Annotated in this window: 13 protein-coding genes; 12 read left to right on the top strand and 1 reads right to left on the bottom strand. The window is 55.2% G+C overall.

Translation table 11 applies throughout. The features are described 5' to 3' along the window. Nucleotides 1-423: 423 nt before the first annotated feature. Complete coding sequence (gene queG, locus HFD95_RS15670) at nt 424-1,563, bottom strand: tRNA epoxyqueuosine(34) reductase QueG (RefSeq protein ID WP_167430472.1); 1,140 nt, start codon at nt 1,561-1,563, stop codon at nt 424-426. Here queG and nnr point away from each other — a divergent pair. The 12 genes from nnr to nsrR all read left to right on the top strand — a co-directional run bounded on the left by nnr (nt 1,562) and on the right by nsrR (nt 14,704). Further along, entirely contained in the window at nt 1,562-3,082 is a 1,521-nt protein-coding gene (gene nnr, locus HFD95_RS15665) for a bifunctional ADP-dependent NAD(P)H-hydrate dehydratase/NAD(P)H-hydrate epimerase (RefSeq protein WP_167430471.1), read from the top strand. The two genes, queG and nnr, sit on opposite strands and share 2 nt — an antisense overlap. Beyond that, nucleotides 3,079-3,555 carry a tRNA (adenosine(37)-N6)-threonylcarbamoyltransferase complex ATPase subunit type 1 TsaE gene (gene tsaE, locus HFD95_RS15660; RefSeq protein ID WP_010256103.1) on the top strand — a complete coding sequence of 159 codons (477 nt, stop codon included), beginning with the start codon at nt 3,079-3,081 and terminating at the stop codon, nt 3,553-3,555. The genes nnr and tsaE overlap by 4 nt, the downstream gene beginning before the upstream one ends. Next, the gene (gene amiB, locus HFD95_RS15655) at nt 3,552-5,222 is read left to right on the top strand and encodes an N-acetylmuramoyl-L-alanine amidase AmiB (protein ID WP_022623938.1); all 1,671 of its coding nucleotides are present in this window, start codon (nt 3,552-3,554) and stop codon (nt 5,220-5,222) included. The genes tsaE and amiB overlap by 4 nt, the downstream gene beginning before the upstream one ends. Before the next feature lie 46 nt (nt 5,223-5,268). Continuing rightward, entirely contained in the window at nt 5,269-7,134 is a 1,866-nt protein-coding gene (mutL, locus tag HFD95_RS15650; protein ID WP_010699808.1) for a DNA mismatch repair endonuclease MutL, read from the top strand. Next, the gene (gene miaA / locus HFD95_RS15645) at nt 7,127-8,077 is read left to right on the top strand and encodes a tRNA (adenosine(37)-N6)-dimethylallyltransferase MiaA (protein ID WP_010256112.1); all 951 of its coding nucleotides are present in this window, start codon (nt 7,127-7,129) and stop codon (nt 8,075-8,077) included. The genes mutL and miaA overlap by 8 nt, the downstream gene beginning before the upstream one ends. A 103-nt stretch (nt 8,078-8,180) precedes the next feature. Next, a complete protein-coding gene (gene hfq, locus HFD95_RS15640; RefSeq protein WP_010256116.1) occupies nt 8,181-8,492 on the top strand; it encodes an RNA chaperone Hfq in 312 nt (103 codons plus the stop codon). Nucleotides 8,493-8,564: 72 nt separating this feature from the next. Then, entirely contained in the window at nt 8,565-9,845 is a 1,281-nt protein-coding gene (gene hflX, locus HFD95_RS15635; protein ID WP_010256119.1) for a ribosome rescue GTPase HflX, read from the top strand. 227 nt (nt 9,846-10,072) lie between these two features. Next, nucleotides 10,073-11,311 carry an FtsH protease activity modulator HflK gene (gene hflK, locus HFD95_RS15630; protein WP_010256122.1) on the top strand — a complete coding sequence of 413 codons (1,239 nt, stop codon included), beginning with the start codon at nt 10,073-10,075 and terminating at the stop codon, nt 11,309-11,311. A 3-nt stretch (nt 11,312-11,314) separates the two neighbouring features. Next, nucleotides 11,315-12,319: a protease modulator HflC gene (gene hflC, locus HFD95_RS15625; RefSeq protein ID WP_010256123.1), complete on the top strand. Its 1,005-nt coding sequence runs from the start codon at nt 11,315-11,317 to the stop codon at nt 12,317-12,319. A 57-nt stretch (nt 12,320-12,376) separates the two neighbouring features. Then, the gene (locus tag HFD95_RS15620) at nt 12,377-12,577 is read left to right on the top strand and encodes a DUF2065 domain-containing protein (RefSeq protein WP_010256126.1); all 201 of its coding nucleotides are present in this window, start codon (nt 12,377-12,379) and stop codon (nt 12,575-12,577) included. Nucleotides 12,578-12,743: 166 nt separating this feature from the next. Further along, nucleotides 12,744-14,042 (top strand): adenylosuccinate synthase, encoded by a 1,299-nt coding sequence (locus tag HFD95_RS15615; protein ID WP_010256129.1) that lies wholly within the window; start codon nt 12,744-12,746, stop codon nt 14,040-14,042. A 218-nt stretch (nt 14,043-14,260) separates the two neighbouring features. Beyond that, nucleotides 14,261-14,704: a nitric oxide-sensing transcriptional repressor NsrR gene (gene nsrR / locus HFD95_RS15610; protein ID WP_010256130.1), complete on the top strand. Its 444-nt coding sequence runs from the start codon at nt 14,261-14,263 to the stop codon at nt 14,702-14,704. Nucleotides 14,705-14,709: the final 5 nt, after the last annotated feature.

Genomic DNA, 14,709 nt, shown 5'->3' with positions numbered 1-14,709 from the left:
GGAATAGCTCAGTTGGTAGAGCACGACCTTGCCAAGGTCGGGGTCGCGAGTTCGAGTCTCGTTTCCCGCTCCAGATTTAACATCACCCTCATTTCAGTCCGTTAGCCGACTGTTTTACGTCGCGTGATTTTGATTGTTTCATGAAGGTTATCCACAGCACTGCACCCCATCATCTGCGCCTGTTACGGCGATCTGTAAATGGCTTTTGAACAGAGTTATCCACAACCTTGCAGGTTAACCGAAGCGATAGCCTCATTATTAAATAAACACAACTTTTATATAAGTTGTTGATATTTATCATTATGAAAATATTTCAATTTGTTATTTAACAGCAAAATCAGCGTTGTTGCAGTTGAATGACAACAGCTTTTTATTTTTATTCACAGCATGTGGAAAAAGATAATTCGCGATCAAGCTGTTCAATCACGCATCACGCGGTAAACCCTTCTCTACTGCACGAACCAGGCGCTTCTGCTGGGCAGGTTGCACTTCAACCACGAGTTGCTCGCGTTTCTGCTGCTGCTGCGTGATTGCCCACAGAATATGTTCATCCAGCAGGTCACTTTCACCGAGTCGTTGTTCCAGTACCTTAACGATTTCGGGCGACCAGGGCGCGTTACCCAGCGCCACTGCAATATTACGCAGCCAGCGTAAATGACCAATGCGGCGAATCGCTGAGCCTTCAGTGATGCGTAAAAACTTCGCTTCATCCCATTGAAACAGATCGATCAGCTCAGGGGCGTGTAGCGCCGCTCGCGGTGAAAAATCGCTTTCGTCACTGAGTTGTCCATAGCGATTCCACGGACAGATCAGCTGGCAGTCATCACAGCCATATATCCGGTTGCCCATCAGCGGGCGAAACTCTTCCGGGATCGCGCCTTCCAGCTCAATGGTGAGATAGGAAATACAGCGCCTGGCATCCACGACGTAGGGCTCAACGATCGCGCTGGTAGGGCAGATGGTCATGCAGGCGACACAGCGGCCACACTGCTCCTGCTGCGGTGTATCTATCGGCAGCGGAATATCGATCAGCAGTTCGCCGAGGAAAAACCATGAGCCTGCTTCCCGATTCAGTATCAGCGAATGTTTGCCGGTCCAGCCGAGTCCCGCTTTGGCTGCCAGCGGCCGCTCAAGCAGCGGGGCCGAATCCACAAACGGGCGAAAATTAAGCTCGCCACAATGCTGCTGGATCATTTCTCCGAGCTTTTTCAGTCGATTGCGCAATACTTTGTGGTAATCACGACCTAATGCATAACGGCTGACATAGCCCAGTTGGGGATTTTTCAACGTGCTGGCAAAGGCGGCTTTGGCCGGAAGGTAGTTCATGCGAACGCTGATAACGCGCAGCGTGCCGGGCAGCAGTTCATGAGGACGCGCCCGCATCATGCCGTGTCGCGCCATCCACTCCATCTCGCCATGATACTGCTTATCCAGCCACGCCTGCAGGCGCGGCTCTTCCGCACTGAGATCGGTATCGGTGATGCCGACCTGCTGAAAGCCGAGATCCAATCCCCACTGTTTAATCTGTTGTGCGAATTGATGAAGATCGAGAGGGTATGACATGAGTAACCAGGATTCGAAGAAAAACAGCCGCAGTTTACCATATTCTGTCTGGCCTGCGCAGGCTGTGGCCCAGCTTGAGCAACAGGGGGCCGATGCGCTCGGCATTACGCTGTATGAGCTGATGCTGCGTGCCGGACAGGCCGCTTACGAGCATCTGACTGCGCACTGGCCAGAGGCCAGCCACTGGCTGATTCTGTGTGGTCACGGCAATAACGGTGGCGATGGGTATGTGCTGGCGCGACTGGGACAGGCGGCGGGCAAAACCGTTACGCTGCTGGCGTGCGAAAGTGAAAAAGCGTTGCCGGAAGAGGCGCAGCGTGCACGGGACGCGTGGCTGGATGCGGGCGGTGAAATTCATGCGGCCGATGCGGTCTGGCCAGAGCAGATCGATGTGATTGTGGATGCGCTGCTGGGAACCGGCAGTCATCGTGCGCCCGAAGAACCCTATGCCACGCTGATCCAGCAGGCGAACGCTCATGCGGCGCCGAAACTTGCCATTGATATGCCTTCCGGCTTATCAGCCCGCAATGGCACCGCGCCCGGTGAGGTAATCAATGCCAGCCATACGCTGAGTGTGGTCGCTCTTAAACCGGGCCAGATCACTGGCAAAGCGCGAGATTACATTGGAGAGCTTTACTATGCCGATCTCGGCCTGGCCGCTTTTCTGGCGGGCGAAGTAGCTCCCATCGCGCGTTATGATGCCAGCGCATTAACCCGCTGGCTCAAGCCGCGCAAACCAACCTCGCACAAGGGCAGTCATGGCCGGCTGCTGGTAGTGGGGGGCGATGCCGGTACCGCTGGCGCGGTGCGGATGACGGCAGAAGCGGCGTTGCGCAGCGGTAGTGGGTTAGTGCGAGTACTTACTCACAAAGATAATATTATTCCGATCCTGACCGCCCGGCCCGAAATTATGGTCGATGAACTGACCGATGAGCGCCTGACGGAGGCGCTGGAGTGGGCCGATGTCATTGCGATAGGGCCCGGTCTGGGTCAGCGCGACTGGGGAAAGCGTGCGCTGAAGCAGGTCGCGAGCAGTGAAAAGCCGATGCTTTGGGACGCGGATGCACTTAACCTGCTGGCAATCAGTGCGGAGAAACGTCAGAATCGCATTATTACGCCGCATCCTGGTGAAGCGGCGCGTTTGCTGAATACCGAGACCAGTGAAATTGAGAGTGACCGCTTACATGCAGCGCAGACATTGGCGCAGCGTTATGGTGGTGTAGTGGTACTGAAAGGTGCCGGTACGCTGATTGCCAGCGAGCAAGGTGAAATGGCCTTTGCTGACGTGGGCAATGCCGGTATGGCCTCCGGCGGTATGGGCGATCTCCTGAGTGGAATCATCGCCTCACTGGTGGGCCAGAAACTGACGCTGTTTGATGCGGCCTGCGCCGGCTGCGTTGCACATGGTGCCGCGGCCGATGCGGTCGCTGCGGAACGTGGTACGCGCGGTATGCTGGCAACTGATTTACTGGATCTGCTGTGGCAGTTTGTTAATCCTGAGATGAATAAAGAAGCATGAAGACCTGTGTTATCTCTTTGCCCGATGAGGCGGCTACGCTCAGTTTGGGCGCTCAGCTGGCGCGCGCCTGTGGCAGCGCGGCAGTGATTTATCTCTATGGCGATCTGGGGGCGGGTAAAACCACCTTCAGCCGCGGCTTTCTGCAGGCGCTGGGCCATCAGGGCAACGTCAAAAGCCCTACTTACACGCTGGTTGAGCCTTACACGCTGGACGACCGTACACTTTATCACTTCGACCTCTATCGTCTTGCCGATCCTGAAGAGCTTGAATTCATGGGCATCCGCGACTATTTCAGCGGCGATGCTATCTGCCTGGTTGAATGGCCGCAGCAGGGCGCCGGTTTTCTGCCGCCGCCCGATCTCACGCTAACGCTGCGTTACGTGGGTGAGGCGCGTGAAGCGGAACTGACGGCACAATCCTCGTCGGGCCAGCAATGGCTTGAACAATTTGGTCAGGGCAGGGATCAGGCATGATGTCACGGATGAAAATAGCGCTGGTGACACTGTTGCTGCTGGTCTGTACACCCCTGTTTGCTGCCACCCTGTCGGATATCAAAGTCGCCAATGGCGACAGCCAGGCAACCATCACCCTGAACTTTGCCGGACAACCTGTCTATGGCTTCTTCCCGCTGCGCAATCCTGACCGTGTGGTGCTTGATGTGCGCCAGAGCGGCGTGGTTCAGGGGCTGCCGTTAAATTTCAGCGGCGAAAACATCGTAAAGCGAATTCGCACCAGCACCCCGAAAGATAAACAGAGCGTGCGGCTGGTGTTTGAGCTGACGCAGGCGGGTAAAACCCGGGCGGTCACCCAGCGCAATGGCAACAGCTACAGCGTGGTCTTCACCATTACCGGTAAGCCGCCTGCTGTTACGCGCAGTGTGCCTGCGCCGGTAACGGCCCCGACGCGCGTGCCCACCCAGAGTGCCGCAGCGGCGAACCCCTTTAATTCGAATCCGGTGACGTCCGTGACCAGCACAGCCAGCACCGTGAGTCCTGGCCGGGCCGTCAGCCAGAACGATACCGTGATTGTGGCGATTGATGCCGGACATGGCGGTCAGGATCCCGGCGCTATCGGGCAGCGCGGACTGAAAGAGAAGAACGTCACAATCGCAATTGCACGTAAACTGCGGGTGTTGCTGAATAACGATCCGATGTTTAAAGGCGTCCTGACACGTGATGGCGACTATTTTATCTCGGTTATGGGCCGCTCCGACGTGGCGCGTAAAGCCAACGCCAACGTGCTGGTTTCAATTCATGCTGACGCTGCGCCGAGCCATGCGGCGACCGGTGCATCGGTCTGGGTATTATCAAACCGCCGGGCCAATAACGAGATGGCTAACTGGCTGGAGCAGAAAGAGAAACAGTCTGAGCTGCTGGGCGGCGCAGGTGACCTGCTGGCTAACAGTCAGGCCGACCCCTACCTCAGCCAGGCAGTACTTGACCTGCAATTCGGTCACTCGCAGCGTGTCGGTTATGACATCGCCCAGAAAGTGTTGCAGCAGATGCGCAGCGTGACGTCGCTGCATAAACGTCTGCCTGAGCATGCCAGTCTTGGCGTGCTGCGTTCACCCGATATTCCTTCTTTGCTGGTGGAAACCGGCTTTATCAGTAATTCCTCGGAGGAGCGACTGCTTGGCAGTAGCGCACACCAGGATAAGATTGCGCAGTCGATCTATAAAGGTCTGCGCACTTATTTCCTGGCGCACCCGCTGCAATCCATCCCAAAGGAGGAAAACCGGCCGCTGGGCTCGTCGCCAGCGGTTAACGTCGCCAGCAACCCGGCGACCGGGGTGACGCAATATACCGGCGTAACTCAGCGCCATACGGTTACGCGCGGTGAGACACTCTCCGGGATTGCCGCGAAGTATGGCGTCAGCATGTCGACACTGCGTGAAATGAACACCCTGAAGCGGGATGTGGTATGGGTCGGACAGCGGTTGAAAGTGCCGGCCAGTGCGGCCGCCAGCCGCACCACGCGCGCCACGCCACGCGGCATTGTGCGTCATAAAGTGGTTGTGGGGGATTCACTGACCGGCATTGCCGCACATTATGGCGTCAGCCCGAAAGCGATAATGCAGACCAATAATCTGAAATCGACCAACGTCATGTTGGGGCAGAACCTGAAAATCCCTGCATCCTGATTGTTTGCCCGGCCGCTGCGCCGGGCGACCAGCTAAAAGGAAAACCATGCCGATACAAATTTTACCGCCCCAACTGGCAAACCAGATTGCGGCGGGTGAAGTGGTTGAACGTCCTGCATCGGTTGTAAAAGAGCTGGTGGAGAACAGCCTGGATGCTGGTGCAACGCGCATTGACGTTGATATTGAAAAGGGGGGCGCAAAGCTTATCCGCATTCGTGACAACGGCTGCGGCATCGTGAAAAGCGAGCTGTCGATGGCGCTGGCCCGACACGCCACCAGTAAAATCGCCTCACTGGATGACCTGGAAGCGATCATGAGCCTGGGTTTTCGCGGTGAAGCGCTCGCCAGTATCAGTTCTGTCTCCCGCCTGACCTTAACCTCACGTACCGCCGATCAAACCGAAGCCTGGCAGGCCTATGCGGAAGGGCGTGATATGACGGTAACGGTTAAACCGGCTGCGCATCCCTGTGGGACCACGCTCGAAGTGCTGGATCTGTTTTATAACACCCCGGCGCGCCGCAAATTTATGCGCACAGAGAAAACCGAGTTCGGTCATATCGACGAAGTGATCCGTCGTATTGCACTGGCGCGTTTTGATGTCGCGCTTTCACTGAGCCACAACGGCAAAATGATGCGTCAGTATCGGGCCGTCAGCGAGGAGAGCCAGCGCGAACGGCGACTGGCAGCTATCTGCGGCACCACGTTTATTCAGCATGCGCTGCGAATTGACTGGCAGCATGATGATCTCTCGCTGCGCGGCTGGGTCGCCGATCCCGCCGGTTCGCGCCAGGTCACCGAGTTACAATATTGCTACGTCAATGGCCGGATGATGCGCGACAAGCTGATTAATCACGCTATTCGCCAGGCTTTCCAGACCCAGCTCCAGGATGACCAGCAGCCCGCTTACGTGCTCTATCTGGAGATCGATCCGCATCAGGTGGATGTCAACGTTCACCCGGCCAAGCATGAAGTGCGTTTTCATCAGTCACGCCTGGTGCATGATTTTATTTATCAGGGCGTGGTCAGCGCGTTACAGGCGATAGCGTCACCCATTTTGCCTGCGCTGCAGGCAGAAGAAGCCGCACCGCGCTGGCAGCCGGAAAACCGTCAGGCGGCGGGGGGGAATCATTTTGCGCAGCCTGCAGCGCCCGCCAGCGAGAATCAATCTTCAGCCTCCACGCGGCAAACACCGCCCGCAGCGGCGCCGGCCTGGCAAAACAAAGAGAACGTGTATCGTCAGCGTGAAGGCGCGGTTTATCAGCAGTTGCTGAAAACGCCTGTCAGCGCCACGCCGCCGCCAAAAAACCGTGAACCGGCACCGCGTCCGGCCGAAAAACCCTCGCCGCTGGCCGCGCATGCCCAGAGCTTTGGCCGGGTACTGACCGTGTTGCAAAACCACTATGCGCTGCTGGAGCAGGATCAGAAGTTAATGCTGATGGCGCTGCCGGTCGCGGCGCGCTGGCTGAAACAGGCGCAGCTTGAACCGGGTGAGGAAGGGCTTAAACCGCAACCCCTGCTGATTCCGGTGCGGCTCAAAATCGCCCTGGATGAACGGCAGGCCGCAAAAGAAAAGAGCAGCCTGCTCAATCAGATGGGTATTGATCTTCAGCCCGAAGGTGACCACGTGACCTTACGCGCGGTGCCTTTACCGTTACGAACACAAAATTTACAAATCTTGATTCCTGAGCTGTTAGGCTATCTCGCCCGGCAGCAGGAGATCTCTGCGACGCAACTGGCCCAGTGGCTGGCGCGGCGTCAGGATACAGAGTCCTCCGACTGGAATCACTCACAGGCGATCAACCTGCTGGCAGAGCTTGAACGGCTTTGCCCACAGCTGCTGAAATCGCCGCCTTCAGGCTTATTACAGCCCATAGAGATTGAGAGCGCGATCAACGCGTTGAAGCATGAGTGAATTAAACCAGGCTGGCCGGCCAAAGGCTATTTTTTTGATGGGACCCACGGCTTCTGGCAAGACTGCTTTAGCAATTGAATTGCGTAAGCGGTTACCAGTGGAACTAATCAGCGTAGACTCTGCCTTAATCTATCGTCAGATGGATATTGGTACGGCGAAACCGTCGGCTGAGGAGTTAGCAGTGGCACCCCATCGTTTGCTCGACATTCGCGATCCCGCTGAAGCCTATTCGGCAGCGGAGTTCCGGCGGGATGCTTTAGCAGAAATGGCGGATATCGTTGAAGCCGGACGAATACCGTTGCTTGTTGGTGGAACCATGCTCTACTTCAAGGCGTTACTTGAAGGATTGTCGCCGTTGCCCTCGGCCGATCCCGACGTTCGTCAGCGGATAGAGCAAACGGCACGTGAAAAAGGCTGGGAAGCTTTACACCGCCAGCTGTGTGAAATCGACCCGGTTGCCGGCAGTCGTATTCATCCGAATGATCCGCAGAGACTTTCGCGAGCACTGGAAGTTTTTTTTATTTCGGGTAAAACTTTAACGGAACTGACAAAAACATCCGGTGAAGCGTTACCCTACGACGTGCAACAGTTTGCCATCGCCCCCGCGAGCCGTGAATTGCTGCACCAGCGCATCGCGTTGCGTTTTGAGCAGATGTTGGCGTCAGGATTTGAAGCGGAGTCTCGGGCCCTTTTTGCACGAGGTGATTTGCATACGGACATGCCTTCCATTCGTTGTGTTGGCTATCGTCAGATGTGGTCTTATTTATCGGGCGAAATCGATTACAGCGAGATGGTTTATCGGGGAATTTGCGCAACCCGGCAGCTTGCTAAGCGACAGATGACCTGGTTACGCGGTTGGGAAAATGTTCACTGGCTTGACAGTGACGAGCCCCGGCTGGCGCGTGATACAGTGTTACAGGTTCTTAGTGCGAAGCATGGGTGATTGTGTACAATTGATGGGTTATCGTGCGCAAATTTTTACGCAGTTTTTTCAGAACCATAGGTTCTACTTGCAACAAACAACAAGCATATAAGGAAAAGATAGAATGGCTAAGGGGCAATCATTACAAGACCCGTTTTTGAACGCACTGCGTCGTGAACGTGTTCCGGTTTCGATTTATCTGGTTAACGGTATTAAGTTGCAGGGTCAGATTGAGTCATTTGATCAGTTCGTCATTTTGTTGAAAAACACGGTGAGTCAGATGGTGTATAAGCACGCCATTTCTACCGTTGTTCCTTCACGCCCGGTTTCTCACCATAGCAATAATACCGGTGGCGGCAGCAACAATTACCATCATGGCGGCAGCAACACAACTGCGCAGCCACAGCCACAACAAGACGGTGATAACGCAGAATAACGCGTCACCGTACAGCCAGGAACGGAGAACAGCGGTTTTCCGTCCTGGTCTTTTATTTAGCGAGGTTATAGCTTGTTTGACCGTTATGAAGCCGGTGAGCAGGCCGTACTGGTACACATCTGGTTCTCCCAAGACAAAGAAGTAGAAGATTTGCAGGAGTTTGAAACCCTGGTCTCTTCTGCTGGCGTTGAGGCGCTGCAAGTGGTTACTGGCAGCCGCAAAGCGCCACACCCCAAGTATTTTGTCGGTGAAGGAAAGGCCGTTGAAATTGCCGATGCGGTAAAAACAACAGGAGCATCGGTCGTATTATTCGATCATGCCCTTACGCCCGCTCAGGAAAGAAACCTCGAGCGCCTGTGCGAATGCCGGGTCATTGATCGCACCGGTTTAATTCTGGATATCTTTGCCCAACGCGCACGTACCCACGAAGGTAAATTGCAGGTTGAGCTGGCACAGCTGCGCCATCTTGCGACACGTCTGGTGCGCGGCTGGACCCACCTTGAACGCCAGAAAGGCGGGATTGGTTTACGTGGCCCCGGTGAAACGCAGTTAGAAACGGACCGCCGGCTGTTGCGCGGCCGTATCAGTCAGATTTTGTCTCGTCTTGAGCGAGTTGAAAAACAGCGTGAGCAGGGACGTCAGTCACGCGCCAAAGCGGATGTGCCAACGGTTTCGCTGGTGGGTTACACCAACGCCGGCAAGTCGACCCTCTTTAACGCCATGACCTCCGCCAATGTCTTTGCCGCAGACCAGCTGTTTGCGACGCTCGACCCCACACTGCGCCGTCTGAATGTTGCTGATGTCGGGGACGTGGTACTGGCGGACACGGTAGGCTTTATTCGCCATCTTCCTCACGACCTGGTTGCCGCTTTTAAAGCCACGCTGCAGGAGACACGTCAGGCGACGCTGTTAATGCACGTGATTGATGGGGCTGACCTTCGCGTCACGGAAAATATCGCTGCTGTCGATGCCGTACTGGAAGAGATTGAAGCGGACGAAATCCCGACGTTACTGGTGATGAATAAAATCGATATGCTCGACGGATTCGAACCGCGTATCGATCGTAACGAAGAGAACCTGCCAATCCGCGTCTGGCTTTCCGCCCAGACAGGCGCAGGCATTCCGTTGCTATGGCAGGCGCTGTCTGAGCGTCTGGCGGGTGAAATAGCCCAGCACGCATTACGTCTGCCACCGGAAGCGGGGCGACTTCGCAGCCGTTTCTATCAGCTGCAGGCGATTGAGAAAGAGTGGAATGAAGAAGACGGCAGTGTAGGATTGCAGATACGTATGCCCATTATTGAGTGGATGCGTTTATGTAAGCAGGAACCGTCGCTGACCAGTTACATTGTTTGATGTTGCCCAAACGCATTTACCTTAAAAATTGAAGATTGTCGCACTTTCTTTGCAGACCCGAATACGCTGGCGTTACCCGAGTATTTTGGATTTCAGCAAGGCGGCAACTGAGTGAAACGCCGGGAGCTTACGCAGGTAAGTGACCGGGGTGAGCGAAGGCAGCCAACACCGCTGCAATCCGAAAGCTGAAGGGTAAAAATCGTAATTACAATAAATGGAGTAGAAACATGGCGTGGAATCAGCCCGGAAATAACGGACAGGACCGCGACCCGTGGGGAAGCAGCAATAATCAAGGCGGCAACTCTGGGGGGAATAAGGGAGGACGGGAATCCGGGCCTCCTGATCTGGATGATATCTTCCGTAAGCTGAGCAAGAAGCTTGGTGGACTGGGCGGTGGCAAACAGAACGACAACGGTCAGCGCGGCTCCGGCAGCGGTGGCAAAATTGTTGGTATCGTGGCTGTTGCTGCTGTAGTCATCTGGGCTGCAAGCGGTTTCTACACCATCAAAGAAGCGGAACGTGGCGTGGTGACGCGCTTCGGTAAATTCAGTCATCTGGTCGAACCCGGTCTGAACTGGAAGCCGACATTCGTTGACCAGGTGCGTGCGGTTAACGTTGAATCGGTGCGCGAACTGGCTGCTTCTGGCGTCATGCTGACTTCGGATGAGAACGTGGTACGCGTGGAGATGAACGTGCAGTACCGCGTGACCGATCCGGAACGTTATCTTTATGCTGTGACCAGCGCGGACGACAGCCTGCGTCAGGCTACCGACAGCGCACTGCGCGGCGTGATTGGTCGCTCTACCATGGACCGCATCCTGACCGAAGGTCGTACCGTGGTGCGTAGCGATACCCAGCGTGAAATCGACGAGACAATTCGCCCTTATAACATGGGGATCGCGGTGCTGGACGTCAACTTCCAGGCTGCACGTCCGCCGGAAGAGGTGAAGTCTGCATTTGATGACGCGATTGCCGCACGCGAAAACCGCGAGCAATACGTTCGCGAAGCCGAAGCTTACGCCAACGAAGTTCAGCCTCGTGCTAACGGCCAGGCGCAACGTATTCTGGAAGAGGCACGTGCTTACAAAGAGCGTACCGTTCTGGAAGCGCAGGGTGAGGTGGCGCGTTTCGCCAAGATCCTGCCTGAGTATAAAGCTGCACCCGAAATCACCAAAGAGCGTCTCTATATCGAGACCATGGAACGTGTGCTGAGCCATACCCGCAAAGTACTGGTTAACGATCGGGGTAATAACCTGATGGTGCTGCCGCTGGATCAACTGATGCGTGGCGGTCAGACTTCATCGGGCCAGAATGGTCAGAAAGGCGCGAACGGTTCTTCGCAGCCTGCGCGCTCCGATAGCAGTGCCAGCCGCAATGACACGTCGTCATACAGTCCGGACAACATCATGGATCAGCGTCGGGCGAATGCTCAGCGCAGCGACAGCCAGCGCGAAGGGAGAGAGTAATCGATGCGTAAGCCAATAGTATTTTTAATCATTGTCGTGCTGGTGGCGCTCTATGCGTCCCTGTTTGTGGTGCAGGAAGGGCAGCGAGGCATTGTTCTGCGCTTCGGTAAAGTCCTGCGCGACGGCGAAAACAAGCCGCAGGTGTTTGAGCCGGGTCTGCATTTCAAGATTCCATTCCTGGAAACGGTTAAAACGCTGGATGCGCGTATCCAGACCATGGATAACCAGGCCGATCGCTTCGTCACCAAAGAGAAGAAAGATCTGATCGTGGACTCCTACATCAAGTGGCGTATCAGCGACTTCAGTCGCTACTACCTGGCCACCGGTGGCGGTGATGTCTCTCAGGCGGAAGTGCTGCTGAAACGTAAGTTCAGTGACCGCTTGCGTTCTGAGATGGGTCGTCTGGATGTGAAAGATATCGTAACGGACTCCCGTGGTCGTCTGACTACCGATGTGCGTGACGCGCTGAATACCGGCTCTGCAGGCAACGATGATGAAATCGCAACCCCTGCGGCTGATGACGCGATTGCCAGTGCAGCGGCCCGTGTCGAGCGTGAAACCAACAGCAGCGAACCAGCACCGAACCCGAACAGTATGGCTGCGTTAGGTATTCAGGTGGTGGATGTGCGCATCAAGCAGATCAACCTGCCGACTGAAGTGTCTGATGCGATCTTCAACCGTATGCGTGCTGAGCGTGAAGCGGTAGCGCGTAGCCAGCGTTCACAGGGTCAGGAAGAGGCGGAAAAACTGCGCGCCCAGGCCGATTACCAGGTCACCCGTACTCTGGCTGAAGCCCAGCGTGAAGCGCTGATTACACGCGGTGACGGTGATGCGGAAACGGCGCGGTTGTTTGCCGATTCGTTCAGCAAAGATCCTGACTTCTACGCCTTTATTCGTAGCCTGCGTGCCTATGAAAACAGCTTCAATAGCGATCAGGATGTGATGGTGTTAAGCCCGGATAGCGACTTCTTCCGATATATGAAGGCGCCCTCTAACGCGACACGCTAAGAACTGATATAACCTGTGGGCCGACAATGTTGTCGGCCCTTTTTTTTGGGTATCAGAATGAAAACAAGCATCTGGATGGCGCTGGCGCTGGTGTTAGTGCTGGAAGGGTTGGGACCGATGTTTATGCCGCGCGCCTGGCGACGCATGATCCTGACGATGACGCGGTTGCCCGATCGTCTGCTACACCGCTTTGGTGGAGGACTGGTCGTTGCTGGCATGGTGATTTACTGCATGCTCAGCCTGCACGGCAACCTCTGAGGCTGACGTTCAGACCGGCTAAATTGTGCCTTTCAACGCTATTATCCCCAACATGTTGTAGTGATCAAAACTCAGGCAAAAAAGCGCGCAATCGTATGCTAAAAGTGCTGAAAACCACGGGATCAGATGGTAGAATCCTTTTTTAAGCAATCGGTGATTTTGAGAAATGGGTAAGAACGTCGTCGTACTGGGCACCCAATGGGGTGACGAAGGTAAAGGTAAGATTGTAGACCTTCTGACTGAGCGCGCGAATTACGTTGTGCGTTATCAAGGCGGCCACAATGCGGGCCACACGCTTGTCATCAACGGTGAAAAAACCGTCCTCCACCTGATCCCTTCTGGCATTCTGCGCGATAACGTCACCAGCATCATTGGTAACGGCGTAGTGCTCTCTCCTGAAGCCTTAATGAAAGAGATGAAAGGCCTGGAAGCGCGCGGGATTCCGGTACGCGAACGTCTGCTGATTTCTGAAGCCTGTCCGCTGATCCTGCAATATCATGTTGCGATGGATATGGCGCGTGAACGTGCTCGTGGCGCCAAAGCGATTGGTACCACGGGTCGTGGCATCGGACCGGCTTATGAAGATAAAGTCGCTCGCCGTGCCCTGCGCGTCAGCGACCTGTTTAACAAAGAAACCTTTGCTGCCAAGCTGAAAGAAGTGGTCGATTTCTACAACTTCCAGCTGGTGGAGTACTACAAAGAGCCGGCAGTCGACTTCGATAAAGTGCTGAGTGATGTGATGGAAGTCGCTGACATCATCACTGGCATGGTCGTTGACGTCTCTGAACTGCTGGACGTCGCGCGTAAGCGTGGCGATCTGATTATGTTTGAAGGTGCGCAGGGTACGCTGCTGGATATCGATCACGGTACCTATCCGTACGTGACCTCATCCAACACCACCGCAGGTGGCGTAGCGACCGGTTCAGGCATTGGCCCGCGCTATGTCGACTACGTGCTGGGTATTGTGAAAGCTTACTCAACCCGCGTTGGCGCAGGCCCGTTCCCGACCGAGCTGTTCGATGAAACCGGCGAATTCCTCTGTGCGCAGGGTAATGAGTTTGGTGCGACCACCGGTCGTCGTCGTCGTACCGGCTGGCTGGATGCGGTAGCGGTTCGCCGCGCGGTCCAGATCAACTCCCTGTCAGGTTTCTGCATGACCAAGCTGGACGTGCTGGATGGCCTGAAAGAGGTGAAGATCTGTGTGGCTTATCGTATGCCTGATGGCCGCGAAGTGACCACCACGCCACTGGCGGCAGAGAACTGGGAAGGCATTGAGCCGATCTACGAAACCCTGCCAGGCTGGAGCGAGACAACGTTTGGCGTCAAGACGCTGGAAGGTTTGCCTCAGGCCGCGCGTGACTACATCAAGCGTGTGGAAGAGGTAACGGGTGTGCCGATTGATATCATCTCAACCGGCCCTGATCGTAGTGAAACAATGATTCTGCGCGACCCGTTCGACGCGTAATCATTCAGGCCGGACGCTGTCCGGCCCTTGTTTTTCCATTCTTTGATGCCACTTAACCTCCCTTCGCTTGTCAAACCTTCTGCTGGCTTAAAAAAGCGCACGGCCAGACAGACTCTGGTTTATCATCGTAGCTAATCGAATGGCGATCCGATTTAATCCTGGCATCAATCACAGGGCGAATAAGGTCATGCCGCGCCTGAAGGTTCACTGAGGTTACTGTGCAGCTCACGAGTTTTACTGATTATGGCTTACGGGCACTGATTTATCTGGCATCGTTGCCGGAAGGTCAGCAGACCAATATTACGGAAGTGACGAACACTTATGGTTTGTCCCGTAATCATATGGTCAAAATTATCAATCAGCTGAGCCGGGCGGGCTATGTCGCCGCAACGCGTGGTAAAAACGGGGGCATTCGTCTGGGTATGCCAGCTCGTCAGATTGTCATTGGCGATGTGGTACGTAAGATGGAACCACTACAATTAGTGGATTGTGCGTCCTGTTCCATCACGCCAGCCTGTCGTCTGAAGCAGGCGTTACATGATGCGGTGCAGCGATTTTTGCAGGAGCTGGATAGCTATACGTTGGCAGATCTGGTCGAAGGAAATACACCACTTTATGAGATCATCTTGTCCAGATCGCCGGTGGAAATAAATATTAAATGACATCG

The organism is Pantoea sp. EKM10T (assembly GCF_011800685.1).
GTDB lineage: Bacteria > Pseudomonadota > Gammaproteobacteria > Enterobacterales > Enterobacteriaceae > Pantoea > Pantoea agglomerans.
Note: the sequence above shows the minus strand (reverse complement) of the source record. Positions and strands in the feature narration are given on the sequence as shown.

Excerpts from the sequence above, each read along its gene's own strand:
- HFD95_RS15620 (WP_010256126.1), top strand. The coding sequence starts at position 12,377 with ATGAAAACAAGCATCTGGATGGCGCTGGCGCTGGTGTTAGTGCTGGAA.
- hfq (WP_010256116.1), top strand. The coding sequence starts at position 8,181 with ATGGCTAAGGGGCAATCATTACAAGACCCGTTTTTGAACGCACTGCGT.
- amiB (WP_022623938.1), top strand. The coding sequence starts at position 3,552 with ATGATGTCACGGATGAAAATAGCGCTGGTGACACTGTTGCTGCTGGTC.
- mutL (WP_010699808.1), top strand. The coding sequence starts at position 5,269 with ATGCCGATACAAATTTTACCGCCCCAACTGGCAAACCAGATTGCGGCG.
- miaA (WP_010256112.1), top strand. The coding sequence starts at position 7,127 with ATGAGTGAATTAAACCAGGCTGGCCGGCCAAAGGCTATTTTTTTGATG.
- nnr (WP_167430471.1), top strand. The coding sequence starts at position 1,562 with ATGAGTAACCAGGATTCGAAGAAAAACAGCCGCAGTTTACCATATTCT.
- queG (WP_167430472.1), bottom strand. The coding sequence starts at position 1,563 with ATGTCATACCCTCTCGATCTTCATCAATTCGCACAACAGATTAAACAG.
- hflC (WP_010256123.1), top strand. The coding sequence starts at position 11,315 with ATGCGTAAGCCAATAGTATTTTTAATCATTGTCGTGCTGGTGGCGCTC.
- tsaE (WP_010256103.1), top strand. The coding sequence starts at position 3,079 with ATGAAGACCTGTGTTATCTCTTTGCCCGATGAGGCGGCTACGCTCAGT.
- hflK (WP_010256122.1), top strand. The coding sequence starts at position 10,073 with ATGGCGTGGAATCAGCCCGGAAATAACGGACAGGACCGCGACCCGTGG.
- HFD95_RS15615 (WP_010256129.1), top strand. The coding sequence starts at position 12,744 with ATGGGTAAGAACGTCGTCGTACTGGGCACCCAATGGGGTGACGAAGGT.